The organism is Kitasatospora sp. NPDC091335, from assembly GCF_044757205.1.
GTDB lineage: Bacteria > Actinomycetota > Actinomycetes > Streptomycetales > Streptomycetaceae > Kitasatospora.
Map to the genome: position 1 here is coordinate 1 of NZ_JBIVUM010000004.1, position 23,957 is coordinate 23,957.

Here is a 23,957-nt window from a genome sequence, read left to right on the forward strand (position 1 = left end):
GGGCCCATGATCGCGGTGAACTCGCCCTGGGGGAAGGTGACGCTGACGTTGTCGAGGGCGACGACGCGGGTCTCCCCCTCCCCGTAGACCTTGTTGAGACCGGTGGCGCGGGCGGCCGCCAGGCCGGTGTGGACGGCGGTTGCGGTCGACGGGGTCACGGGGGGCTCCTTGTGCTCGCGGATTTGTACCTCCATGTTCCGCGAGGTGATCATGGTCCTGCGTCGATCCGCCGGACGGTTGGGCCTACCGCCGCTGGGCGTACGGGAGGGTCGGCCCCTCCTCCTGCGGTATGACGCGAACCCTGAGGCAGGGGGGATGGCCGGAAGGCTGTCCTTCGTGGCCGAATTCCAAACGGTTCGTCAGATGGCAAGGAAACATGACAACTTCCGCGGCCGGGAACATGCAAAAGGACGAGCCGGGCGACTAGGCTCTGGGGGGTTCGCAGGACGCCCGGATGGTGGAACGCAGACACGGGCAGCTTAAAACTGCTTGGCCGCGAGGCCGTGCCGGTTCGAGTCCGGCTCCGGGCACCGATATCCCGGCGGGGGCGCCGACGGCGTCCCCGCCGGTGGTCGTTCAGGGGATCCTCCTCGCGGCGTATCCCGAAATTTTTGCCAAGCCATTACCCTTGTACACGGGCGGTGCAGTGCCGCCACGGAGGGAATGAGCAATGAGAAGCAGCAACCCGGTCTTCTCGCGGGAGGGGTCCTTCACCCGCGACACCGGCTACGCAGGGTTCGGCAACACCGCGCAGGCCGGGAGTCCGAACGGCGCCAACCCCTACGCGGGCACGGCCTACGCCCAGCAGCCGCAGGGTCAGGCCCCGCTGACCGACGACCAGCTCTACGAGATGTACAACGGCCCGTCGGCCGGTCCCGCGGCCACCGGGCGGATGACGCTCGACGACGTGGTCGCCCGCACGGCGATGACGCTGCTGACCCTGGTCGCCGCCGGTGCGGTGGCCTGGTTCGCGCTGCCGTTCGAGAACTTCGGCTTCGCGATCGGCGCCAGCCTGGTGGCCATGGTCGTCGGCATGGTGGTCTCCTTCAAGCGCAGCGTGAGCCCGCCGCTGATCCTGGCCTACGCGGCCTTCCAGGGCTTCATGATGGGCGCCGTCTCGCACGCCTTCAACACCATGCTGAACGGCATCGTGATCCAGGCGGTGCTGGGCACCGCGGCGGTCTTCGCGGCGATGCTGTTCGCCTACAAGAGCGGCCGGATCCGGGTCACCGCGCGGTACCAGCGGATCGGCATCGCGATCGCCATGGGCTTCGTGCTGCTGATGCTGGTCAACGTGGTCGCGATGGCCTTCGGCGCCGACATGGGGCTGCGCTCCGGCCCGCTGGGCATCGTGGTCGGCCTGATCGGCATCGGCCTGGGCGCCTTCTTCCTGTCGCTGGACTTCGCGGCGATCGAGGAGGCCATCGCCCAGGGCGCCCCGCAGCGCGAGTCGTGGCGGGCCGCCTTCGGGCTCACCGTGTCGCTGGTCTGGATCTACATGGAGATGCTGCGGCTGATCGCGATCCTGCGCGGCGACGACTGACGGTCCCTCCCGTCGTGAACCACTGCCGCCGGGCCCCGGAGCGACTCGCTCCGGGGCCCGGCGGCTTTCTCGCTTACGCTCCTACCCATGCATGACGTAGAGCCCCTGGTCGAAGCCGTCGAGTCCCTGGCGGATCGTTTCCGCTCGCTGCCGCAGAGCAGGCTGCTGGGCGCCGTGCCCGGGCACGCCTCGCGGGCGGCGGCCGCGCTGGAGCTGGCCCGGCGGCTGGCCGGGACGGCGCTGGCGGCGGAGGGCGGGCCGTGGCGGGAACTCCCGGACGCCGGGGCCTTCGCGGTGGGGGACCAACTGGCCGTCGCCGGGCACGACCTGGCGGCCGCGCTCGCGGCGCTGCCCGGGGGCGCCGAGGTGGCGCTGCCGGACGGGCCGGTGGCGGTGGCCGAGGTGCTGGCCCGGGCGGTGGCGGCGGTGCGGGAGACGGCGGCGCTCTGCGGCTGAGCGAGCCCACCGTCGAGAGGCCGTACGAGCCCGTCGTCGGCAGGTGTACCTACGGGCCCGTACGGAGGCGCACAGGCCCGTACGGAGGCGGACAGGCCGAAGGCCGGCCGGGTCGGTAACCCCTTGACCCGGCCGGCCTTCGGCGCCTGCGTGCTGGTGAGCTGGTGAGCTGGTGTCAGATGCTCGCGACCACCCGGTCGGCGAGCACGTAGACGGCCTCCTCGTCGGTGGAGAAGGTCAGCGAGTACGAGCCGGAGAAGCGCGAGCCGCCGAGCAGCCGGACGTGCTCACCGGCACGGACCGCGTCGATCAGCCGGTACGCGGCCTCCCGGTCGCCCGGGGCCACGCAGAGCGTGGTGCCGTCGGCGAAGGCGTACACGTCCAGGGTGCCCAGCGGGCCCGGGCGGACGTCGATCAGGGCGACGGCCTCCTCGGCGAGCGCGGCCAGCCGGTCGTCGGTCCACTCCCGGGACGGCGCCTGGCTGGGGACGAAGTCGGGGTGCGAGGGGTGGCGGCGCGGGTCGGGAGCGGGGGCCGGGGCCTCCTCGACGACCGGGTCGGTGTCCAGCAGCCCGGCCTCCAGTCCGGTGGCCAGCAGGTCGGCCTCACGGCGGGCCTTGGCGTCCTTGGCGGTGGCCTCACCGGCCGGGTGGCCGGGGCGCAGCGGCGCGCCGCCCTCGGGGCCGGGCTCGGCCGGGGCGGTGCCGTCCTCGTTGATCAGGTCCTCCAGCGCGGAGCGCAGCGCCTCGCCGAACTCCGGGTCCATCGTCCCGGCGTTGTCGACGGCGTCCTGCGGGCCGGTGGGGCGGGGGAAGAAGAGCGGCCACTCGTCGGTGCCGGAGAACGATCCGGAGAACGCTCCGGTGAACGGGGAGTCGAACAGTGGCGCGTCCTCGGCCGCGCGGGCCTCCTGCTCGGCCCAGAACGTCCGGGCCTCGGTGATCTCCCGCTCGCGGTCGGCGGCGAGCGCCTCGGTGACGGCCCGGCGTATCGCGGCCTCGTCCACCGGTGCGGGCACGGCGCGGGCGGCGGCCCGCGCGTCCAGCCGGCGGGAGAGTCCCCTGAGGTGGAGCAGCACGGCGGTCGACACGGCGATCAGGATCAGCAGCAGGATGGTGTAGACGGCGCTCACGGAACGTACTCCTAGCGAGGAGCGGAACGGGGTTACGTGTCCACATTGCCGCATGCGGGGCTGTTACCGCAGTGGCGAATGTCCAATTCCTCCGGGACTTTCGCTCTTGTCCCCAAATTGTTAGGTAACACCGTTCTACGCAGTGGAGTTGATCCGCTCCGCAGTGTCGATTTCCGGGCCGAAAACGAAAGAAAAGAGGCCCGGATCGACCTCGCGGTGTGATCCGGGCCTCAATTACGCTGCGTCACTCCAAACGGGTGGTCCAGACCCTTCGGAGGGTGACCCGGGGGTCAGCTGAGGCGCTCGACGACCATCGCCATGCCCTGGCCGCCGCCGACGCACATGGTCTCCAGGCCGAACTGCTTGTCGTGCCACTGGAGGGAGTTGATCAGCGTGGTGGTGATCCGGGCGCCGGTCATGCCGAAGGGGTGGCCGACCGCGATGGCACCGCCGTTGACGTTCAGCTTGTCCAGGTCGACGCCGAGGTCGCGGTAGGAGGGGATCACCTGGGCCGCGAAGGCCTCGTTGATCTCGACCAGGTCGATGTCGTCGATGGTCAGGCCGGCGCGCTTGAGCGCCTGCCTGGAGGCTTCGACCGGGCCGTAGCCCATGATCTCGGGGGAGAGCGCGCTGACACCGGTGGAGACCACCCGGGCGAGCGGGGTGATGCCCAGCTCGCGGGCCTTGGTGTCGGACATGACGACCAGCGCGGCCGCGCCGTCGTTCAGCGGGCAGCAGTTACCCGCGGTCACCGTGCCGTCGGGGCGGAACACCGGCTTCAGGCCGGACACGCCCTCCAGGGTGACGCCGGCGCGCGGGCCGTCGTCCGCGCTGACCACGGTGCCGTCCGGGAGCGTCACCGGGGTGATCTCGCGCTGCCAGAAGCCCGCCTCGATGGCGGCCTCGGCGAGGTTCTGCGAGCGGACGCCGAACTCGTCCTGCTCGGCGCGGGTGATGCCCTTGAGCGCGGCCAGGTTCTCGGCGGTCTGGCCCATCGCGACGTAGGCGTCCGGCACCAGGCCGTCCTCGCGCGGGTCGTGCCACGCGCCGCCGCCTTCCTCGGCGCGCTTCCTGGTGCGGGCCTGGGCCTCGTCGAAGACCGGGTTCATGGTGCCGGGCAGGCCGTCCGAGGTGCCGTTCACACTGCGCGAGACGGTCTCCACGCCGGCCGAGACGAAGACGTCGCCCTCGCCCGCCCTGATCGCGTGCAGTGCCATCCGCGTGGTCTGGAGCGAGGAGGAGCAGTAGCGGGTGACGGTGGCGCCGGGCAGGTAGTCCATGCCCATCTGGACGGCCACGATGCGGGCCAGGTTGTGGCCCTGCTCGCCGCCGGGCAGGCCGCAGCCCAGCATCAGGTCGTCGATCTCGCGCGGGTCGAGCTGCGGCACCTTGGCCAGGGCGGCCTGGATGACGTGGGCGGTCAGGTCGTCCGGGCGGACGTCCTTGAGGGAGCCCTTGAACGCCCGGCCGATCGGCGAACGGGCGGCGCTGACGATGACGGCTTCGGGCATGACGGGCTCCTCGCTGAGTGAACGGCGGACCTGACGTCCGGGAGGAAAGTTACCGCCTGGTAGATCAGGCGTCACCCGCTCCGGCGTGTGAGCTGGCCGACGTGCTCCCGGGGGCCGTACCGGTTTCCTTCCCGCCTTCGGAGCGGGGCAGACCGATCCGCAGCCGGTGCCGCAACTGGGCCCAGCGGCGGCCCGGACCCTCCGCCGGCACGGCCGCCACCTCGGTGCCCTCCCGCCCGGCCGCCGCGGCGGCGGCCACCGCGACCGGCAGCACCGTCCCGCCGGGGACGGCCGTGGCCGGACGCTCCTCCTCGGGCCAGAGGCCGAGCGCGGCGCAGACCGAGGGCAGCACGGCCATCGCGGCGGTCGCGTAGCCCTGGGCGGAGGGGTGGTAGCGGTCGGCGGCGAACATCTCCGGGCGCGCGGCGAACTCCGGCCCCAGCAGCGAGCCCAGCGAGACCGTCCGGCCGCCCGCCTCCACCACCGCGATGGTCTGCGCGGCGGCCAGCTGCCGGCTCAGCCGGCGGGCCACCCAGCGCAGCGGCGGGCGCACCGGCTTGATCGTCCCGAGGTCGGGACAGGTGCCCACGACCACCTCGCAGCCGTTGGCGCGCAGGGCGGCGACGGCCTCGCCGAGCCGGCGGACGGCCAGTTGGGCCGGGCTGTGCCGGGTCACGTCGTTGGCGCCGACCATGACCACGGCGACGTCCGGGTGGTGCGGCAGCGCCTGCTCCAGCTGGCCGGAGAGGTCGGCGGAGCGGCCGCCGGAACGGGCCACGTTGACCAGCCGGACGGGGCGCTCGGCCACCGAGGCCAGTCCGGCGGCCAGCAGCGCGCCCGGGGTCTCGCCGGCCCGGGCCACCCCGAGGCCGGCGCCGGTGGAGTCGCCGAGGACGGCCAGCACGAGCGGGGCCCGCGCGGCGGCGGCGCGGTCGGCGAAGGCCTCGCCGTAGACGCCGTCGGCCCTGGGCGGGTGGGTCTCCAGGACGCCGATGGCCTGGACGGCGAGTCTGCTCTCGGTCAGCAGCACGCCGACCAGGCCCACCCCGAGCAGGCCGAGCCCGCCGCCTCCGTAGGCCGCCGCGGTGGCGATCCTGCGGGCCACCCGGGCCCGCGAGTCCTGTGCCCCTGGCATCCGGTGCCCCCTTGCCGTGCTCCTGCCGGCCCCTCCGGGCCGTGGCGATGCCTGCACAGCGGTCTTACCCGCGCCGGGCGCCGGAGTACCGGGGGCAGCGGTGGGGGTGGGCCATTGGGGGAGGTGTGAAAGAGGGGAACCGCGGGGCGGGTGCCACGGCCTAGGCTTTGCAGTACCGAAAGCACTCGCATGCCCACAGACCGGGAGGACCCCCGTGCGGTACCACAACTCGATCATCGACCTGGTCGGCAACACGCCGCTGGTCAAGCTGAACAAGGTCACCGAGGGCATCAGCGCGACAGTGCTGGCGAAGGTCGAGTACTTCAACCCCGGCGGCTCGGTCAAGGACCGCATCGCGATGCGCATGATCGAGGCCGCGGAGGCCTCGGGTGCCCTCAAGCCGGGCGGCACCATCGTCGAGCCGACCTCCGGCAACACCGGTGTCGGCCTGGCGATCGTGGCCCAGCAGAAGGGCTACAAGTGCATCTTCGTCTGTCCCGACAAGGTCTCCACGGACAAGATCAACACCCTGCGCGCGTACGGCGCCGAGGTGGTCGTCTGTCCGACCGCCGTCGCCCCTGAGCACCCGGACTCCTACTACAACGTCTCCGACCGCCTGGTCAGGGAGACCCCGAACGCCTGGAAGCCGGACCAGTACTCCAACCCCGACAACCCGGCCTCGCACTACCACTCCACCGGCCCGGAGCTGTGGGAGCAGACCGAGGGGAGGATCACCCACTTCGTGGCCGGCGTCGGCACCGGCGGCACCATCTCGGGCACCGGCAACTACCTGAAGGAGGTCTCGGGCGGCAAGGTCAAGGTGATCGGCGCCGACCCGGAGGGCTCCGTCTACTCGGGCGGCACCGGGCGGCCGTACCTGGTCGAGGGCGTCGGTGAGGACTTCTGGCCGACCGCCTACGACCGCGGCGTCGCGGACGGCATCGTCGCCGTCTCCGACAAGGACTCGTTCCAGATGACCCGCCGCCTGGCCAAGGAGGAGGGCCTGCTGGTCGGCGGCTCCTGCGGCATGGCCGTGGTGGCCGCGCTGGAGGTGGCCCGCGGGCTCGGGCCCGACGACGTCGTGGTGGTGCTGCTGCCGGACGGCGGCCGCGGCTACCTGTCGAAGATCTTCAACGACGACTGGATGGCCGACTACGGCTTCCTGCCCTCCTCCACCGACGAGGCGCACATCGGCGAGGTGCTGGCCCGCAAGGAGTCCATCGAGCAGGGCGGCGTCCCGCAGTTCGTCCACATGCACCCCAACGAGACGGTCGCCGAGGCGGTCCGGGTGCTGCGCGAGTACGGCGTCTCGCAGATGCCGGTGGTCTCGCCGGGCGCCGGCCACCCGGACATCATGGCCGGCGAGGTGATCGGCTCGGTGGTGGAGAAGCTGCTGCTGGAGGGCATCTTCGCCAAGGAGATCGAGCTGACGGACACGCTGGACAAGGTGATGTCCAAGCCGCTGCCGGTGGTCGGCTCGGGCGAGACCGTCACCAACCTGATGACCGTGCTGGAGAAGGCCGACGCGGCCGTCGTGCTGGTCGAGGGCAAGCCGCAGGGCATCGTCACCCGCCAGGACCTGCTGGGCTTCCTGACCGGTCGCGGCCAGCACTGACGCGGCGTCACGGCCGCGCCGCGTCGCCGCCACCTCGCCGCCACCTCGTCGCGGGCGGATGCGGAGGATTCGTCCACGGGGAAGTGGTACACCGGCGTCACCTGTCCGCAGCACGTGGTTAACACGGCTCGGGCATCGTGGTGGTCAACGGCAGGACGCCGAGTGAGGCGACGGCAACCGTCCGGGAGCGGCTCCCCGGCGACCGCGGTCGGCTCCGGACACATCGGGTGGCCCTGACCCGGCCGCCGTGTCCTCCCGCCGTGGGAGGCGCCGTCGTCCCGCCCCTGCCCGGCTCCGGCCGGCTGACAGGGTGCGGCGGCTCCCACGGCAGCACCGCGCCGGCCACGGCGCGTGTCCCCGCGGCTCCCGGGTGGGGGAGCCCCCGCGGGGGAGCGGTGGGGCCGGTCCTTCTCCGAGGGACCGGCCCCTTCCGTCCGCCCCGGGCCTTCGGTCCGCCATGGGCTTGCCGGGCGCCCGGAGCGTGCTCCGGGCAGCCGCCCGTGCGCCGCGCCGGGCGTGGCCGTCCCGTACCCTCGCACGCATGACCAGCACTGAAACGACCGACCAGGACGCCCCGCGCTACGTCCGGGTCAAGATCGAGCTCATCGCGGAGATCACCGACGAGGGCGCGCTCAAGGCCGCCGCCCTGGAGGCGGTCGGCGCGGACGAGTACCTCGACGACGAGGAGCGCGCCCAGTCCGTCGAGGCCATCGAGGTGGACCCGTCGGGCTCGCTCGCCCACTTCATCGACCCCGTCGCGCTGCTCGGCGAGGTGCCCGGGGTGGAGCTCGCCTCGGCGACCTGGGAGTCGGCGCAGACCGAGTTCGACCCCGAGACCGAGGAGTGGGACGAGTACCAGGTGGACGAGTCCGCCGAGTAGGACGGAACACCGGGTGACGGCCTCCGCCGTCACCGCTCGTGAACGCCCGGTCCGCCTCGCGGATCGGGCGTTTCGTCCCTCTCCGTCCGGAAGTTGGGTCATCTCATACGATCGCTTACCCTTCGGTGATGGAACCGTGAACGGGCGGATTGCGTTTCTGTATCCGTAAATGCCCGGGATGATCAGCAGGGAGACGCGACGTGACGGCACGGGACGGACAGGGGCGGGCGGCCGGAAGCAACTGGAGCCGGCGCGGGGTCCTCGCGGGACTGATCGGTGCGCCCGTCCTGCTGCTGGCGGCCTGCAACGACAACAGCGGCGGCGGCAGCAGCAGCAGTGGCAGCGGCAGTGGCTCCGGCGCCGTGAACGGCACCCCGGCCTCCGGAGGTGCGAGCAGCAGCGCCGCCCCGAAGACCTCGGCCGCCGTCATCACGGTCACCCCGGCCGACGGGGCCGCCTCCGCGAGCTTCAGCGAGCCGGTCAAGGTCACCGTCACCGAGGGCACCCTGAGCAGTGTCAAGGTCACCGACACCACCGGCAAGGAGCTGGCCGGCCAGCTCTCCGCCGACGGCACCGGCTGGACCTCGGCCGCCGCCCCCGCCAGCGGTACCAAGTACGCCGTCGCCGCCACCGCCTTCGACAAGGACAAGCTGGAGGCGGACTCCAACGCCGTCTTCACCACGGCGACCCCGGCCAACACCTTCGTCGGCTACTTCACCCCCGAGGACGGTTCGACGGTCGGCGTCGGCATGCCGGTCTCGATCAACTTCAGCAAGCCGGTCACCGACCGCAAGGCCGTCCAGCAGGCGATCACGGTGACGGCCGAGCCGGGTGTCGAGATCGTCGGCCACTGGTTCTCCAGCACCCGCCTCGACTTCAGGCCGCAGGAGTACTGGGCCAAGGGCACCAAGGTCACCCTCAAGCTGCGGCTCAAGGACGTCGAGGGCGCCAAGGGCGTGTTCGGCACCCAGTCCAAGGACGTGAGCTTCACCGTCGGCCGCGCCCAGACCAGCGTCGCCGACCTCGCCACCAAGAAGCTCACCGTCACCACCGACGGCCAGGTCAGCGCGGTCTACAAGATCTCCGGCGGCTCGCCCGAACACACCACCTGGGGCGGCAAGATGGTGATCTCCGAGCAGTACACCCAGACCCGGATGAACTCCCAGACCGTCAACCTGGGCAGCGAGTACGACATCGCGGACGTGCCGCACGCCATGCGCCTCAGCACCTCGGGCACCTTCATCCACGGCAACTACTGGTCCTCGCCGTCGATCTTCGGCGGCCAGAACACCAGCCACGGCTGCATCGGCCTCCAGGACACCAAGGGCGCGCAGGACACCGGCTCGGACGGCTACAAGTTCTACAAGTCCTCGATGGTCGGCGACGTGGTCGAGGTCCTGAACTCCGGTGACAAGACGGTGGCCCCGGACAACGGCCTGAACGGCTGGAACATGGGCTGGGCCGCCTGGAAGGCCGGCAGCGCCGTCTGACCCGGCGGCGCGGTGGACGGCGCCACGAAGGAGCCGTCCACCGCGTTCCCGGCCGTCGGCCGCGCTCCGGCCGACGGCTCAGCGCTTCGCGTAGTCCGCGAAGCCCTGCCAGTCGACGATCACGCAGGGCTCGTCGCCGAGGATCCAGGCGTCGTGCCCGGGCGGGCAGACCATGAAGTCGCCGGGGCCCACTTCGGCCGCCTGGCCGTCGTCCATGACGATCTTCATCCGGCCCGAGACCACGTACCCGGTGTGGGCGGCCTGGCAGCTGTCGGTCCCGGCGATCGGCTTCACGTGCTTGGACCACTGCCAACCCGGCTGGAACACGGCCCGGCCCACCGGGCCGCCGTCCAGGTTGACCAGCCGCAGTTCCCCGGTGCCCGCCTCGAAGGGGCGGACTTCCTCGGGATCGTCGAAGTTCCGCTGGTAGAGACCGGACATGGCGCACTCCTCTCCCACGAGGACGGCCCGGTCACCAGCGGGTGGCCGGGCCGGCCTGCTGGCCCTTCCAGTCTGCGCCCGGATCGGGGAACGGTCACTTTGAGTGGCCGCCGCCGGGTGCCGGAGAGCGGCCCGGGGGTGCGGGAGGTCAGCCCTGGGTGCGGGCGACGCCGATCGGGCAGGAGGCTCCTGTGCCGCCGAGGCCGCAATAGCCGTTGGGGTTCTTGGCCTCGGACAGGTACTGCTGGTGGTACGGCTCGGCCGGGAAGAACGGCCCGGCCGGGGCGATCTCGGTGGTGATCGGGCCGTGACCGAGCGTGGTCAGGGCCGGCTGGAAGGCGTCCCTGGTGGCCGCGGCGGCCTCGGCCTGGGCGGGGGAGTGGGTGTAGACGGCGGAGCGGTACTGGGTGCCCACGTCGTTGCCCTGGCGGTTGCCCTGGGTCGGGTCGTGCGCCTCCCAGAAGGTCTTCAGCAGGCGCTCGTAGGAGATCACCGCGGGGTCGAACACCACCCGGACCGCCTCGGTGTGCCCGGTCAGCCCGCTGCACACCTCCTCGTACGTCGGGTTGGGGGTGTGGCCGCCCTGGTAGCCGACCAGCGTCGTCCACACGCCGGGCAGCCGCCAGAAGGCGCGCTCGGCGCCCCAGAAGCAGCCCAGCCCGAAGTCGGCGACCTCCAGGCCCTCCGGGTACGGGCCGGTCAGCGGGTGGCCCAGCACGGTGTGCGGCTCGGACAGGGTGAAGGCCGGGGTCGGCCGGCCGGGCAGCGCCTGGTCGGCGGGGACGAGCGAGGTCTTGTGGCGGTTGAACAGCACGGCCTGCTCCAGCGGGTCGGGAAAGGTGGCGCAAGGTCCAACGCGGACGGCCGCCCCCGGATTCCGGGAGCGGCCGCCGGGGCCGGGCGCGGGGTCGGTCAGCGCTTCTTCCGGCCGGCCCCCTTGGCCGCCTTGACCCGCAGGTCGACGAAGGACTGCCGGGGGTCGCCGAGGTAGCTGAACGGCTGCGGGACGTACCGGCCCAGGGCCTGGTACTGCTCCAGCGCCTCGGCCGGCCGACCGGCCAGGGTCAGGGTGTACGCGAGCCAGCCGCGGGCGGTGCGGATCCGGGGGTGCTCCGGGTCGGCGGCGGCGAGGTCGGCGAGCGCGGCGTCCAGGGCGGCGCCGACCTCGGGCCGCTTCCAGGCGCTGAGCCGCTCCCCGTCCTGGCCGAACTGCTCGAAGTACGCCTCCAGCTTCATCGGCGCGAGCAGGCTGCCGGCCGGCGCGGCGGCGATCGCCCCGTCGATGAACCCGTGCATCAGCTCGTGGCTGCCGTGCCACTTGGCGCACCAGTACTGGAGGGCCCGGTTGTGCGCCGCCCAGTGGTGCGGGTCGCGCTCGGTCAGCTCGGCCCAGTGCGCCCGGAACCGGTCGTTGGACCAGCCGAGGCCCATGGCGACGGGGACCTGGGCGACCCACGGGTTGGGGTCGCCGGCGGGGGCGAGCGCGGCCGCCTCGACGGCTGCCTCCCCGGCCTCCCCCAGGACCCGGTGGAAGGCCGCGAACTGCTCGCGGGTGACGTGCTGGGCCCGGGCCGAGCTGCGGATGTTCCAGGCCAGGACGACCAGGGCGTCCGCGTGCAGCAGGGCGGCGGCCGGGTCCTGCGGGTGCTCCGCCCGCCAGGCCAGCAGCCAGGCGTCGTCCTCGGCCGCCAGCTCGGCCAGCGCGCGCTGGCGCCGCCAGCGGACGTCGGCGCGGACGTCCCCGGTGAGGTGGGCGGCGGCCGGCCGCCAGTCGCCCGCCTTCGCGGCGGCGAGCGCCGCCTCCTCCTCGGGGCCCGGCTCGCCGTCCAGGACCAGGTCCTCGGCGGGCACCAGCCCGTGGCCGGACGCGGTGGCGGTGTCCCTCCCCCGCTCCTCCTCGGCCTGCCGTGCCTCGTGGTTCGCGATGGTGGTCCTGGCCCGGTCCAGCTGGGCCTGCTTGCGCTTGGCCAGCCGGGTCATGACGACCGGGAACAGCAGCACGAGGCCGACGACGGCGAACACGATGATGCCGGTCAAGGGAGATCCTTCCTGGGTGCGGTGCGGTGCGGTGCGGTGCGGTGCGGTGCGGTGCGGTGGGCTCAGACGGCCGGGGCGGTGGACGACGGGAGGCCGGCCCCGGCGAGCAGTGCCCGCAGCGGCTCGGTGTCCGGCGTGTCGGTGCAGGCGGCGTCGAGGGCGGTGTCGAAGCGCCTGGCGAAGCCGTCCGGCAGGTGCAGTTCGGCCGGTCCGGACCAGGACAGCTCCCAGCCGGCCAGGCCGGCCTCGGCCAGCGTGACGACGGTGGCGTGCGCCAGCTCCTTCCGCAGCACCGGGCGGGCGAACTCGCGGGCGGCCCGGCCGGTCGCGGCGGCGGCCTCCTCGCTCCTCGGCAACCGGCCGGTGAACTCCCAGGCCCGGCCGGCGTCGACGGCGTCGAGCAGCCCGTGGACGGTGGGCGGCAGGCCCAGGGCGGTCAGGGCCCCGCGGGCCGGGACGGCCGCCTCGCGGGCGTGGACGAGCATCGCCGCGCGGACCAGCTCGGGCCAGCCGACCCGCTGCTTGCGGGCCGCCTCCGGGACCAGCGAGACGGCCTCCAGCTCGGTCAGCACCCGCTCGGCCTCGTGCAGCAGGGCGAGGGCCGGGCCGGTGGCACCCGGGCCGCGTCCGTCGTCGGGAAGCGCCTCGATCGCGGCGACCCGGCGGTCGATCGGCGGGTGCGAGTCGTACGGGTCGGGCTGCTCCGAGGGCAGTTCGAGCGCGTACTCGGCGAGCTCCTCCCGGCGCTTCGGATCGGCCAGCAGGTGGGCCAGGCCGCCGTAGACCTGGCCGGCCGGCGGGAGCAGCCCCGCGTCCCAGCCGATGGTGGCGTAGCTGCCGAGGTAGTGGTCCTGGGCGGAGTCCAGGACCGGCATCCGGCGCAGCGCCGCGGCGGTGACGTCCCGGCCCGCGAGCTGGGCGGCGACTTGGTCGGCCGCGTACTCCTGGCGGCGGCCGACCGCCTCGGAGACCCGGAAGTAGAGCTTGGCGTAGAGGGTGAAGAGCTTGGCGAGGACCCGGTCGACCCCGCCGGTGGCCACCGCGCCGGACGGCTTGCGGCCCTTGGCCAGCCGCTTCTCGGCCTTGGCGGCCAGCTTGGCGGCCTCCTCGGCCTTGTGCTCGTCGGCGCGCTCGTGGAGGCCGCCGATGGTGTGCAGGATCGCGCGGCGGCCGGCCACCGTGACGGCGGCCAGCTTGACGTCCCGGTTGCTGTAGTGGCCGAACTCGTGCGCCAGCACGGACTCCAGCTCGCCCTCGGTGAGGCCGATCAGCAGCGGGGCGCCGATGACGAGGTGCCGCTTGCCGGGGACCAGGCCGAGCAGTCTGGTCTCCTCCAGGACGCCCGCGTTGACCTCGGGCACGAGCCGGATCTCGGCCGGTCCGCGGACGCCGGTCCGCTCGGAGATCCGGTCGACCACGGCCCACAGGGCGGGCTGCCGCTCGCGGGTGAGGAGCACGCCGGCCACCTCGCCGTCGTCCTTGCGACGGCGGGTCAGGAACACCACCCGGACCACCGGGTAGGCGACCGCGGCGGTCAGTGCCCAGACCTTGATCAGGGTCGGGCGGAGCTCGCCCGAGGCCTGGTACAACGTGATGTCGAGGACGAGCAGGCCCACGACGATGCCGAGGGCGAGCAGGTAGAAGCCGATGAGCAGGGCCACGGCGGTGGCGGCTCGGGCAGATGTGTTCATGACAGTCGAACGCTGGGGCGCGTCCATGCGGTGACCTTCCCGGGGGCGCGACGGCAGGACGGCGCGCGGTTGTTGCATGGTGAACATGTGTACGACGGGTGCAGATCGTAGCGGTCGCCGGGGGCTCGGCGCACCGTGGTTACGGCCCGCCGCACCCCGCTCCCACCTGCGGGTTCGTCCCGGTTCCCGGTTCGGGAGGGCTTGGCGGCATTCGCCCACTAGGCTCGGACCCATGACCCAGCACCAGCTTCCTCAGGGCTTCGAGACCCTCGCCATCCACGCGGGTCAGGAAGCAGACCCCCAGACCGGGGCCGTCGTCACGCCGATCTACCAGGTGTCCACCTACAAGCAGGACGGGGTGGGCGGACTGCGCGGCGGCTACGAGTACAGCCGCAGCGCCAACCCGACCCGCACCGCGCTGGAGGAGTGCCTCGCGGCGCTGGAGGGCGGGGCCCGCGGCCTCGCCTTCGCCTCGGGCCTGGCCGCCGAGGACACCCTGCTGCGCACGATCCTCAAGCCGGGTGACCACATCGTCATCCCCAACGACGCCTACGGCGGCACCTTCCGGCTGTTCGCCAAGGTGCTCACCCGCTGGGGCGTCGAGTTCTCCGTCGCCGACACCCAGAACCTGGCCACCGTCCGCGAGGCGCTGCGCCCCAACACCCGCGCGGTGTGGGTGGAGACCCCGTCCAACCCGCTGCTGGGCATCACCGACCTGGCCGCCCTCGCCGAGATCGCCCACGGCGCCGGCGCGCTGCTGGTGGTCGACAACACCTTCGCCAGCCCGTACCTCCAGCAGCCGATCTCGCTCGGCGCGGACGCGGTCGTGCACTCCACCACCAAGTACATGGGCGGCCACTCGGACGTGGTCGGCGGTGCGCTGGTGCTGGCCGACGCGGCCCTCGGCGAGGAGGTGGCCTACCACCAGAACGCGATGGGCGCCGTCTCCGGCCCGTTCGACGCCTGGCTGGTGCTGCGCGGCATCAAGACGCTGGGTGTCCGGATGGACCGGCACAGCGCCAACGCGGAGAAGGTCGCCGAGCTGCTGGCGAGCCACCCGAAGGTCAGCCAGGTGCTCTACCCGGGCCTGCCCGAGCACCCCGGCCACGACATCGCCGCCAAGCAGATGAAGGGCTTCGGCGGCATGGTCTCGTTCCGGGTCGCCGCCGGCGAGGAGGCGGCCGTCGAGGTCTGCAACCGCGCGCAGCTGTTCACCCTCGGCGAGTCGCTCGGCGGCGTCGAGTCGCTGATCGAGCACCCGGGCCGGATGACCCACGCCTCGGTGGCCGGCTCGCTGCTGGAGGTGCCGTCCGACCTGGTGCGCGTCTCGGTCGGCATCGAGTCGATCGACGACCTGCTGGCCGACCTCACGCAGGCGCTGGGCTGATCGGGCCGGGGCCCCGGCGGCCCCTCACTGCCCCTGCCGGTCCGCCGAGTACGACTCCATCGCGAGGTTGAAGCGGGCCAGCAGGGCGCAGAACGCGCGCTGTTCCTCCGGTGGCCAGCCGGCCACCAGGCGGCGGGTCAACTCGGCCCGGCCGTCCCGGACTTCGGTGAGCCGGCCGGCGCCGTGCGAGGTCAGCGCGAGCCGTACGGCGCGGCGGTCGGCCGGGTCCTGCACCCGGCCGACCAGCCCGGCGGCGACCAGCGGGGCGACCTGGCGGGTCACCGTGGAGGAGTCCACCCCGAGGGCCTCGGCCAGCGCCTTGACGTTGGCCGGGCCGTGCCGGTCCAGCCGGTCGAGCAGCAGGTAGGCGGCCCGGTCGAGCGCCCCGACGTCGCCGCCGGAGGTCCGGACCTGTTCCATCCGGCGCGCGAACAGCGCCAGCTGGTACTGGAGTTGGGTGTACACGGGGTCGGTGCGGTCGGTGGCCTGGGGCGAGGTCGTCGTCATCGCGGCTCACGATCGTCGTGCGGTGAGGGAGGCTCAGGAGCAGCAGCGTACGCGGGCCGGGCGGGCCCGGGAACAGGCCCGGCATCCCGGATTGCCGTCGGAGCCCCCCGTAGTCTGGCGCCATGCACAACTGGCCGATCACCCTCGACGACGTCCGCGGCGCCCAGAAGATGCTCGCCGGGGTCGCCCGGGTGACCCCCATGGAGGGCAGCCGGCACCTCTCCGCGCTGATCGGCGCGCCGGTCCACCTGAAGTGCGAGAACCTGCAGCGCACCGGGTCCTTCAAGCTGCGCGGGGCGTACGTGCGGATCGCGGGACTCTCGCCGGTGCAGCGGGCCGGCGGGGTGGTGGCGGCGAGCGCCGGGAACCACGCCCAGGGGGTGGCGCTGGCGGCCGCGCTGCTGGGCGTGCGCTCCACGGTGTTCATGCCGGTCGCGGCGCCGCTGCCGAAGGTCGCGGCCACCCGCGAGTACGGCGCCGACGTGCGGTTGCACGGTGCCACCGTGGACGAGGCCCTGTTGGCCGCGCAGCGGTACGCGGACGCGACCGGCGCGGTGTTCATCCACCCCTTCGACCACTGGGACGTGGTCACCGGTCAGGCGACCGTCGGGCTGGAGATCCTGGAGCAGTGCCCCGAGGTGCGGACCATCCTGGTCGGGGTGGGCGGCGGCGGGCTGCTGGCCGGGATCGCGGCGGCGGTGAAGCCGCTGCGGCCGGACGTGCGGGTGGTCGGGGTGCAGGCGGCGGGCGCGGCCGCGTACCCGCCCTCGCTGGCGGCCGGGCGGCCGGTGTCGCTGGAGCGGTTCGCCACCATGGCGGACGGGATCATGGTCGGGCGGCCCGGGGACATCCCGTTCGAGGTGGTCAACACGCTCGCGGACGGCATCCGCACGGTCTCCGAGGAGGCGCTGTCGCGGGCGCTGCTGCTCGGGCTGGAGCGTCTGAAGCTGGTGGTCGAGCCGGCCGGGGCGGCCCCGATCGCGGCGCTGCTGGAGCGGCCGGACTCCTTCGAGGGCCCGGTGGTGGCGGTGCTGTCCGGCGGCAACATCGACCCGCAGCTGATGCAGCGGGTGCTGCGGCACGGGCTGGCGGCGGCCGGGCGCTACCTGTCGCTGCGGGTGCGGCTGGCGGACAAGCCGGGCGCGCTGGCGGACCTGCTGGGCGTGCTGACCAGGGTGGACGCCAACGTGCTGGACGTGGCGCACGTGCGGACCGACCCGCGGCTGGGGCTGACCGAGGTCGAGGTGGACCTGCACCTGGAGACCAAGGGGCCCGAGCACTGCGCGCTGGTGGTCGGTGAACTGCGGGACGCGGGGTACGTGGTCTCCGGCTGAGTTCCATCCCTTGACGCGATATATCGCGTACTGGGAGACTCGCGATACATCGCGTTCGAGTCCCAGGGGTCGAGTACCGACTCGCCCGCGTGCCCGAAAACAGGGCAGAGTGGGACAGATCGCCCCATACGTCCTAGGAGATGAGGCAGGCCATGGCGCCAGCCATCCAAGCCGAGAACCTGGTGAAGACCTTCGGCGACGTACGAGCCCTGGACGGCGTCAGCCTCGACGTCCCCGAGGGCACGGTGCTCGGGCTGCTCGGCCCGAACGGCGCCGGGAAGACCACCACCGTGCGGGTCCTCACCACTCTGCTCCGCCCCGACTCCGGCCGCGCGGTGGTCGCCGGGGTCGACGTGCTGAGGCACCCCAACCAGGTCCGCAGCCTGATCGGCCTCTCCGGCCAGTACGCGGCGGTCGACGAGTACCTGACCGGCTTCGAGAACCTCACCATGGTCGGCGAGCTCTACCAGATGACCCACCGCGAGGCGAAGGCCCGGGCGCTGGAGCTGCTGGAGTGGTTCAACCTCGCCGAGGCCAAGGACCGTACGGCCAAGACCTATTCGGGCGGCATGCGCCGGCGCCTGGACCTGGCCGCGGCCCTGGTCGTCCGGCCGCCGGTGATGTTCCTGGACGAGCCGACCACCGGCCTCGACCCGCGCAACCGGCTCGCGCTCTGGGAGGTCATCGAGACCTTGGTCGAGCAGGGCACCACGCTGCTGCTCACCACCCAGTACCTGGAGGAGGCCGACCGCCTCGCCCACGACATCGCGGTGGTCGACCACGGCCGGGTGATCGCCCGCGGCACCGCCGACCAGCTCAAGGCGCAGATCGGCGGCGAGCGGATCGAGGTCGTGGTGCACGAGCCAGGACTGGTCACCGACGCGCTCGCGGCGCTGTCCGGCTACGCGCTGGGCGAGCCGACGGTGGAGAAGAACACCCGCCGGATCACCGTGCCGATCAGCGGCGGCGCCCGGGTGCTCGCCGACGCGATCCGCGAACTGGACTCCCGCGGGATCGAGATCGACGACATCGGGCTGCGCCGCCCGACCCTGGACGACGTCTTCCTCACCCTCACCGGCCACGTCGCCGAGGAGCGGCCCGAGGAGGAGGACGGCGACGACGCCGGCGCGGACGGCCGGGGCAGGGGCAAGGACGGCGGCAAGGGCGGCCGCGGGCCGGACAAGCAGGCCGTGACGGCCGGGAAGGAGAGCTGAGATGGGCACCGCCACCGAACACGCCATCGGCCCGGCGATGCCCAGGCAGCGCCGGGGGGTCTCCGCCGCCCTGCACGACTCCTGGGTGGTCGCCAAACGGAACCTGCGCCGGACGACCCGCATACCCGAGATCGTCGTCTTCGGGCTGATGCAGCCGGTCATGTTCGTGCTGCTGTTCTCGTACGTGATGGGCGGGGCGATCAAGATCCCCGGCACGAACTCCAGCTCGGACACGTACATCCAGTTCCTGATGGCCGGCATCTTCGCCCAGACCGTCACCTTCGCCGTCGCCGGTGCCTCGGCGGGCATCGCGGAGGACATGAGCAAGGGGCTGGTGGACCGGTTCCGCTCGCTGCCGATGGCCCGTTCCGCGGTGCTGGTCGGCCGCACCCTCGCGGACCTGTGCCAGACCGCGTTCACCCTGGTCGTGCTGGCGCTGGTCGCGCTGCTGGTCGGCTGGCGGATCCACGACGGCCTGCTCAAGGCGCTCGGCGCCTTCGGCCTGCTGCTCCTGCTCGGCTACGCCTTCTCCTGGATCGGCGCGCTGATCGGCCTGTCGGTGCGCAGCCCCGAGGCTGCCACCTCGGCCGGACTGATCTGGCTGTTCCCGCTGACCTTCGTGTCCAACGCCTTCGTGCCGGTCACCTCGATGCCGGGCTGGCTCCAGGGGATCGCGTACTGGAACCCCTTCAGCGCCACCGTGCAGGCCTGCCGGGTGCTGTTCGGCAACCAGGTCGGCCCGGTGGACAGCGCCTGGTCGATGCAGCACGCGGCGCTGGTGTCGGTGCTGTGGTCGGTGGTGATCACCGCGGTGTTCTCGTGGCTGGCGGTGCGCAAGTACCGGTCGTCCAGCGCCTGACCCGGCCCGGCCCGGAACGCCGAGGGCGGCCGCGGAAGTCCCTGACCTCCGCGGCCGCCCTCGTGTCGTGGCGCCGGATCAGCCGGCGTGCGGCACGACCTTGACGATCTTCACCATGGCCGGCCTGCCGTTCGGCAGCTCGTAGGTGGCCTCGTCGCCGATCCGCTTGCCGTCGATCGCGCGGCCCAGCGGGGACTGCGGCGAGTAGACGTCCAGGTCGTCGGCGCCGGCGACCTCGCGGGAGGCGAGCAGGAACTCCATGAGGTCGTCCTCGTCGCCGTCGAAGGCGACCGTGACGACCATGCCCGGGGCCACCGTGCCCGAGTCGGCCGGGGCCTCGCCGACCTTGGCCCGCTCCAGCAGCTGGGTCAGCTGGCGGATGCGCAGCTCCTGCTTGCCCTGCTCCTCCTTCGCCGCGTGGTAGCCGGCGTTCTCCTTGAGGTCGCCCTCCTCGCGCGCCGCCTCGATCTTCTGGGCGATCTCGATGCGCCAGGGCCCGGTCAGGTGGTCCAGCTCGGCCTTGAGCTGGTCGTAGCCGGCCTGAGTGAGCCAGGTCACGTTCTCACTGGTCTGGGTCACGGGTGCTCCTCGTAGGTGCTGGGGGGCTGTGCTGAGGGTGTGAGTCGTCAGCAGGGTCGGTGGTGATATCGGTCTCAACTACAAAGCAACGCCCGCTCCCGTACCATCCGGTGCGGAAGGGGCGAAACCACGAGCCTAACAAGTCCTGCCGACATGCGGGAGAGGCGTTCGCGCGCCATTGACGGCGGCGTTGCGCCGGGGTGTACGGCAACGGGGCGCGGAACCCTCTACGGATGCCCGCTCCCCGGATCGAATATGCGCGCCGCCGGTGACGGGTGCGCCGTGCGGGGCGCGCGGCCGGGCGTGTGGCGCGGGGGGCGCGAGGGGCGTGGCGTCGGGGCGCCGGGGCGTGACGCGGGGTGCGCGCTACTTGGCCGGGGTGCAGCCCAGCAGTTCGGCGGTGGTGCCGCGCGCGGTGGTGCGCAGGGTGACCACCGCGTCGTAGCTGGAGCCGGCCGCCGGGACCGGGAAGTCGGCCACCCCGACCACCGCGTGGTCGTCGGCCTGCGAGCGGACCGTACAGGTGCCGGCCTGCCCGTCGCCCTTGCGCACGGTGAGGTGCAGCTGGACCTCGGAGTCGGAGAGTACCTGGAAGGTCGGTACCGAGCCGTTGATCTTCGACTCGCGCAGCAGGTAGGAGCCGCCCAGCCAGGCGATCAGGCCCAGGCCGAGCAGGCCGCAGACCGCGCCGATCACCTTCAGGCGGCGGTCCGAGTCACGGGTGCCGCCGCGGCCGTAGCGCCCCTCGGGCAGCCGGGCGGCGGTGGTGTCTGCACTCATCGGACTCCGTCCTCTCCTGGGGGAGGGGCCGCGCGGGGTGGTGCGGGGGAATGCGACGGACCTCCAGTCCGTCACTATAGGAGGGGCACGCCCGCGGCCGGTCCGGCGGGGGCAGGGCTCGGCCGCGCCGGCGACGTTCAGCGGCCCGGCCCCGCGGCGACGCGGTCCCGAAGTGAGCGGTTCGTACGGTGGGCAGACCCGGACTCCGCGGAACGCCCGACGAGTGTGGAAGGAACGCAAGGCGTTGACTGAGCAGTTGCGACTGATGGCGGTGCACGCCCACCCGGACGACGAGTCCAGCAAGGGCGCGGCCACCATGGCCAGGTACGTCGAGCAGGGCGTGGACGTGCTGGTGGCCACCTGCACGGGGGGCGAGCGCGGGTCGGTCCTCAACCCCAAGCTCCAGGGGGACCCGTACATCGAGGAGAACATCCACGAGGTGCGCCGCAAGGAGATGGACGAGGCGCGGGCGATCCTCGGAGTCCGGCAGGCCTGGCTGGGCTTCGTGGACTCCGGGCTGCCCGAGGGGGACCCGCTGCCCCCGCTGCCCGAGGGCTGCTTCGCCCTCCAGGACGTCAAGGAGGCGGCGGAGCCGCTGGTCCGGCTGATCCGCGAGTTCAGGCCGCAGGTCATCACGACCTACGACGAGAACGGCGGCTACCCGCACCCGGACCACATCATGACCCACAAGATCACCATGCTGGCCTTCGACGCCGCGGGCGACCCGGACGCCTACCCGGAGGCCGGCGAGCCCTGGCAGCCGCTCAAGCTGTACTACAACCACGGCTTCCCGATGGGCCGCATCCGGGCCCTGCACGCGTACCTCACCGAGCACGGCCACGAGTCGCCGTACGGGGAGTGGATCGAGGGCTGGGAGAAGAGCGGCCGCAAGGAGCGCGAGATCACCACCCGGGTCCGCTGCGACGACTGGTTCGAGACCCGCGACCGCGCGCTGATCGCCCACGCGACCCAGATCGACCCGGACGGCCCGTGGTTCCGCGTTCCCCTGGAGGTCCAGCGCGAGGTCTGGCCCACCGAGGACTACGAACTCGCCCGTACCCTGGTCGACGTGGACCTGCCGGAGGACGACCTGTTCGCCGGTCTGCGCACCCCCACCCTGGTGGCCGAGGCCGCCGACACGCGCGACTGAACCACCCCCCGAGGGCCCGGCTCCCCGTGAGCCGGGCCACCATAGAGATATGAGTGCCTCCGTGAACCTCGTCCATCTCGCCGCTGACCTCGCCGTCGACGACGCCAAGGTCACCCCCGGCCTGCTCGGCTTCGTCGTCTTCGCCGCCCTCGGCGTCGCGACCTGGTTCCTGGCCAAGTCGATGAACCGGCAGTTCAAGAAGGTCGATTTCGTCGAGGAGCCGGAGGCCCCGAAGGAGTGAGCCGGCGGCCGACCCCGTCCGTGGGGCCGGCCTTCGGTGAAGCGGTCCCGGCGGCCCGTCCGGCTTCGTAGGATCCCGAGCCATGACGTGGCCGTGGCAGACCGTGGTGCGCTGGGCGGGGTACGGGGCGGCCGCTCCGGCCGCTCCACGGATGCGAGTCCGCCTCGGCCCGGGGGCCGTCGGCCGGACACGGCGGACGCCGGAAGTGCCGAAGCTCGGGTGCTCATCGAGGACTTGGACACGGCCCGCCGGTCGTCACACCACACAAGATCGAATAATCTCCCGGCGCCCCGGCGTACGCCGGGGCGCCGGGACCTAGGTCCTATTTTGACCAAGCGGGAACCATGCGAGGCTGAGGCCGCGCGATCAACACGTTGGGGAACCACCCGGGGATCCGCCAGGACCGAATCCGTTCACTGGCCGACTGATTTTCGCGTACCGCGGCCCGGGCATCGGATTTCGAGCAATCGGAAGGTGGGGTCTTGGTGGTGAGCGGCCTGTCAAGCCAACCGCAGTCGGGCTCGAACGAGCTGAGAGTGCACTGGAACTCGCCGCTCAGCGGGCAGCGGAAGGCGTCGGGGAAATACCAGGTCGGCCAGCTCGACTTCGACGAGATCGTCGAATTCGCCCAGGAAGCGGACAGCCTGGGCGTGGACTCGCTCCTCATGGGGATCGGCTTCCACATGCCTGATCCGCTCCCGATGCTCGGCGCCCTGGTCCGCGAGACCAAGCGCGTCAAGTTCCTCCTCGCCTACCGTCCCGGACTGCTTTCGCCGACGCTCTTCGCCCAGGTGGTCAACACGGTCTCGTGGATGTCGGACGGGCGGATATCCCTCAACCTGGTCGCCGGCACCTCCCCGGCCGAGCAGGCCTATTACGGGGACTTTCTCGCGCACGACGAGCGCTATGCGCGCTCCAACGAGTTCCTGGACATTCTCCACCGATTCTGGCGGAATGAGACCCCGCTGTCCTTCGAGGGCGAGCACTATCGCATCAAGGACGCGCAGATCGGCCTGGGATACAAGGGCGGAGGCCGTCCCGAGATCTACATCAGCGGGGCCTCGGAGGTGGCGCAGCAGACCGCTGTGGACCACGGCGACTGCTGGCTGAGGTACGGCGACACCCCCGAGGGAATGGCCGCGGCGGCGAAGTCCGTGCTGACGCAGGGCGGCCGGGTGGGAACCCGCATGCACGTGCTGGCGAGGGAGAGCCGCGAGGAAGCGCTGGCGGATCTCGCCGAGCTGATGGGCAATCCCGACGAGGAGCACCGGAAGCGGATCGCAGCCGCGGTGGCCTCCTCCGATTCCGTGGCGGTGAAGACGTCCTTCCAGCTGGCCGACACCGCGGAATCCGACTGGATTTCTCCCATGCTGTTCTCCGGTGCCGTCGCGTATCGCGGCGGGCCGGCTCTCTGCGTGGTGGGCAGCTACGAGGAGGTCGCGGCGTACCTCTACGAGTACAAGGCGGCCGGGGTCAGCGAGTTCATCTTCTCGGGCTGGCCGACGCAGGAGGAGATGCGGATCTTCTACACCCGGGTGCTGCCGCTGTTGCGCCGGCACGAACGCGCCGGGCAGGTGGTGTGAGGGCCGGCGCCCCCAGCGCCGCGCAGCGTGAGTCGGTCACGCTGCGCGCGGGCGTGGGCGGCGCCGGTGCCTTCCCGGGTGTCGAGATGCCCTGAGGTGCCGGGTGCCGGCGGGTTGCCGGGTGTGGGTGCGTCCCGGCGGTTCCGAACGTTTCGCCCGCCTCGCCAGGACGAACCGCTTCCGGAGGCCACCCGCTCCGACCGCTGCCGTGTTCCGCCGCCTCGACCACGGTGCGGGCCCTGTTTCCGGCGCCCCGAGCGCCCGGCGGACCCCTGCCGCCGGCGCACCCGCCGCCATCGCAGCCGCCGAGGCCGCCTCCGGGACGCGAGCCGGGAGCACGGCCCCGCGCGAGGGCCACCTCCGGTGACGACGCGGGCGCCTTGCCTCGGCGG

General features: G+C 72.5%; 22 protein-coding genes, 1 tRNA gene and 1 pseudogene. 13 read left to right on the top strand and 11 right to left on the bottom strand.

The annotated features are described in order from the left end of the window. A pseudogene (locus ACIQOW_RS11475) lies at positions 1–194 on the bottom strand (ABC transporter ATP-binding protein); the annotation flags it as partial. Positions 195–448: 254 nt separating this feature from the next. On the opposite strand from ACIQOW_RS11475, the gene ACIQOW_RS11480 reads away from it, so the two are divergent. The 3 genes from ACIQOW_RS11480 to ACIQOW_RS11490 all read left to right on the top strand — a co-directional run bounded on the left by ACIQOW_RS11480 (position 449) and on the right by ACIQOW_RS11490 (position 1,999). Next, positions 449–530 (top strand) — tRNA-Leu (locus ACIQOW_RS11480). A gap of 140 nt (positions 531–670) precedes the next feature. Beyond that, positions 671–1,543, top strand: coding sequence for a Bax inhibitor-1/YccA family protein (locus ACIQOW_RS11485; RefSeq protein WP_401082920.1), 873 nt, complete (start codon positions 671–673; stop codon positions 1,541–1,543). 87 nt (positions 1,544–1,630) lie between these two features. Continuing rightward, positions 1,631–1,999 (top strand): hypothetical protein, encoded by a 369-nt coding sequence (locus ACIQOW_RS11490; RefSeq protein WP_401082922.1) that lies wholly within the window; start codon positions 1,631–1,633, stop codon positions 1,997–1,999. 175 nt (positions 2,000–2,174) lie between these two features. Here the strand turns inward: ACIQOW_RS11490 and ACIQOW_RS11495 are convergent, their stop codons facing one another. From ACIQOW_RS11495 to ACIQOW_RS11505, 3 genes are all read right to left on the bottom strand, one after another. Continuing rightward, positions 2,175–3,131, bottom strand: coding sequence for a hypothetical protein (locus ACIQOW_RS11495; RefSeq protein ID WP_401082925.1), 957 nt, complete (start codon positions 3,129–3,131; stop codon positions 2,175–2,177). Positions 3,132–3,421: 290 nt separating this feature from the next. Further along, a complete protein-coding gene (locus ACIQOW_RS11500) occupies positions 3,422–4,642 on the bottom strand; it encodes an acetyl-CoA C-acetyltransferase (RefSeq protein WP_401082928.1) in 1,221 nt (406 codons plus the stop codon). Positions 4,643–4,706: 64 nt separating this feature from the next. Continuing rightward, positions 4,707–5,777, bottom strand: coding sequence for an SGNH/GDSL hydrolase family protein (locus ACIQOW_RS11505; protein WP_401082931.1), 1,071 nt, complete (start codon positions 5,775–5,777; stop codon positions 4,707–4,709). A 214-nt stretch (positions 5,778–5,991) separates the two neighbouring features. Between ACIQOW_RS11505 and ACIQOW_RS11510 the strand changes: the two genes are divergently transcribed. The 3 genes from ACIQOW_RS11510 (at position 5,992) to ACIQOW_RS11520 (ending at position 9,762) form a co-directional block, all read left to right on the top strand. Further along, positions 5,992–7,392, top strand: coding sequence for a cystathionine beta-synthase (locus tag ACIQOW_RS11510; RefSeq protein WP_188297627.1), 1,401 nt, complete (start codon positions 5,992–5,994; stop codon positions 7,390–7,392). Positions 7,393–7,933: 541 nt separating this feature from the next. Then, complete coding sequence (locus tag ACIQOW_RS11515) at positions 7,934–8,272, top strand: hypothetical protein (protein ID WP_188297628.1); 339 nt, start codon at positions 7,934–7,936, stop codon at positions 8,270–8,272. Positions 8,273–8,472: 200 nt separating this feature from the next. Then, a complete protein-coding gene (locus ACIQOW_RS11520) occupies positions 8,473–9,762 on the top strand; it encodes an Ig-like domain-containing protein (RefSeq protein WP_401082936.1) in 1,290 nt (429 codons plus the stop codon). 78 nt (positions 9,763–9,840) lie between these two features. Here ACIQOW_RS11520 and ACIQOW_RS11525 read toward each other — a convergent pair whose 3' ends face one another. The 4 genes from ACIQOW_RS11525 to ACIQOW_RS11540 all read right to left on the bottom strand — a co-directional run bounded on the left by ACIQOW_RS11525 (position 9,841) and on the right by ACIQOW_RS11540 (position 13,931). Continuing rightward, on the bottom strand, positions 9,841–10,203 hold the full coding sequence (locus tag ACIQOW_RS11525) for a cupin domain-containing protein (RefSeq protein ID WP_401082939.1): 363 nt from the start codon (positions 10,201–10,203) through the stop codon (positions 9,841–9,843). Between the two features lie 148 nt (positions 10,204–10,351). Further along, positions 10,352–11,017: a peptide-methionine (S)-S-oxide reductase MsrA gene (msrA, locus tag ACIQOW_RS11530; RefSeq protein WP_401082942.1), complete on the bottom strand. Its 666-nt coding sequence runs from the start codon at positions 11,015–11,017 to the stop codon at positions 10,352–10,354. A gap of 98 nt (positions 11,018–11,115) precedes the next feature. Then, positions 11,116–12,240 carry a hypothetical protein gene (locus tag ACIQOW_RS11535; RefSeq protein ID WP_401082944.1) on the bottom strand — a complete coding sequence of 375 codons (1,125 nt, stop codon included), beginning with the start codon at positions 12,238–12,240 and terminating at the stop codon, positions 11,116–11,118. A gap of 62 nt (positions 12,241–12,302) precedes the next feature. Next, entirely contained in the window at positions 12,303–13,931 is a 1,629-nt protein-coding gene (locus ACIQOW_RS11540; RefSeq protein WP_401082947.1) for a M48 family metalloprotease, read from the bottom strand. A gap of 232 nt (positions 13,932–14,163) precedes the next feature. On the opposite strand from ACIQOW_RS11540, the gene ACIQOW_RS11545 reads away from it, so the two are divergent. Continuing rightward, complete coding sequence (locus ACIQOW_RS11545; RefSeq protein ID WP_188297633.1) at positions 14,164–15,318, top strand: cystathionine gamma-synthase; 1,155 nt, start codon at positions 14,164–14,166, stop codon at positions 15,316–15,318. Between the two features lie 24 nt (positions 15,319–15,342). On the opposite strand, the gene ACIQOW_RS11550 is transcribed toward ACIQOW_RS11545, so the two are convergent. Beyond that, positions 15,343–15,825, bottom strand: a complete 483-nt coding sequence (locus tag ACIQOW_RS11550) for a MarR family winged helix-turn-helix transcriptional regulator (protein ID WP_401082951.1) — start codon at positions 15,823–15,825, stop codon at positions 15,343–15,345. A 122-nt stretch (positions 15,826–15,947) separates the two neighbouring features. Here ACIQOW_RS11550 and ilvA point away from each other — a divergent pair, with 122 nt between their 5' ends. From ilvA to ACIQOW_RS11565, 3 genes are all read left to right on the top strand, one after another. Next, on the top strand, positions 15,948–17,159 hold the full coding sequence (ilvA, locus tag ACIQOW_RS11555; RefSeq protein ID WP_188297635.1) for a threonine ammonia-lyase: 1,212 nt from the start codon (positions 15,948–15,950) through the stop codon (positions 17,157–17,159). A gap of 152 nt (positions 17,160–17,311) precedes the next feature. Next, positions 17,312–18,373, top strand: a complete 1,062-nt coding sequence (locus ACIQOW_RS11560; protein ID WP_401082955.1) for an ATP-binding cassette domain-containing protein — start codon at positions 17,312–17,314, stop codon at positions 18,371–18,373. 1 nt (position 18,374) lies between these two features. Continuing rightward, the gene (locus ACIQOW_RS11565; RefSeq protein ID WP_401082958.1) at positions 18,375–19,232 is read left to right on the top strand and encodes an ABC transporter permease; all 858 of its coding nucleotides are present in this window, start codon (positions 18,375–18,377) and stop codon (positions 19,230–19,232) included. A 78-nt stretch (positions 19,233–19,310) separates the two neighbouring features. Here the strand turns inward: ACIQOW_RS11565 and greA are convergent, their stop codons facing one another. Together greA and ACIQOW_RS11575 are read right to left on the bottom strand one after the other, a co-directional pair. Continuing rightward, positions 19,311–19,811, bottom strand: a complete 501-nt coding sequence (gene greA, locus ACIQOW_RS11570) for a transcription elongation factor GreA (RefSeq protein WP_401082961.1) — start codon at positions 19,809–19,811, stop codon at positions 19,311–19,313. Between the two features lie 366 nt (positions 19,812–20,177). Further along, positions 20,178–20,591 carry a DUF4307 domain-containing protein gene (locus tag ACIQOW_RS11575; RefSeq protein WP_401082963.1) on the bottom strand — a complete coding sequence of 138 codons (414 nt, stop codon included), beginning with the start codon at positions 20,589–20,591 and terminating at the stop codon, positions 20,178–20,180. Between the two features lie 244 nt (positions 20,592–20,835). Between ACIQOW_RS11575 and mca the strand changes: the two genes are divergently transcribed. From mca to ACIQOW_RS11590, 3 genes are all read left to right on the top strand, one after another. Further along, positions 20,836–21,741 (top strand): mycothiol conjugate amidase Mca, encoded by a 906-nt coding sequence (gene mca / locus ACIQOW_RS11580; protein ID WP_188297640.1) that lies wholly within the window; start codon positions 20,836–20,838, stop codon positions 21,739–21,741. Positions 21,742–21,790: 49 nt separating this feature from the next. Then, positions 21,791–21,982, top strand: a complete 192-nt coding sequence (locus tag ACIQOW_RS11585; RefSeq protein WP_188297641.1) for a hypothetical protein — start codon at positions 21,791–21,793, stop codon at positions 21,980–21,982. 485 nt (positions 21,983–22,467) lie between these two features. Continuing rightward, the gene (locus tag ACIQOW_RS11590; RefSeq protein WP_401082968.1) at positions 22,468–23,565 is read left to right on the top strand and encodes an LLM class flavin-dependent oxidoreductase; all 1,098 of its coding nucleotides are present in this window, start codon (positions 22,468–22,470) and stop codon (positions 23,563–23,565) included. The last annotated feature ends 392 nt before the right edge of the window (positions 23,566–23,957 follow it).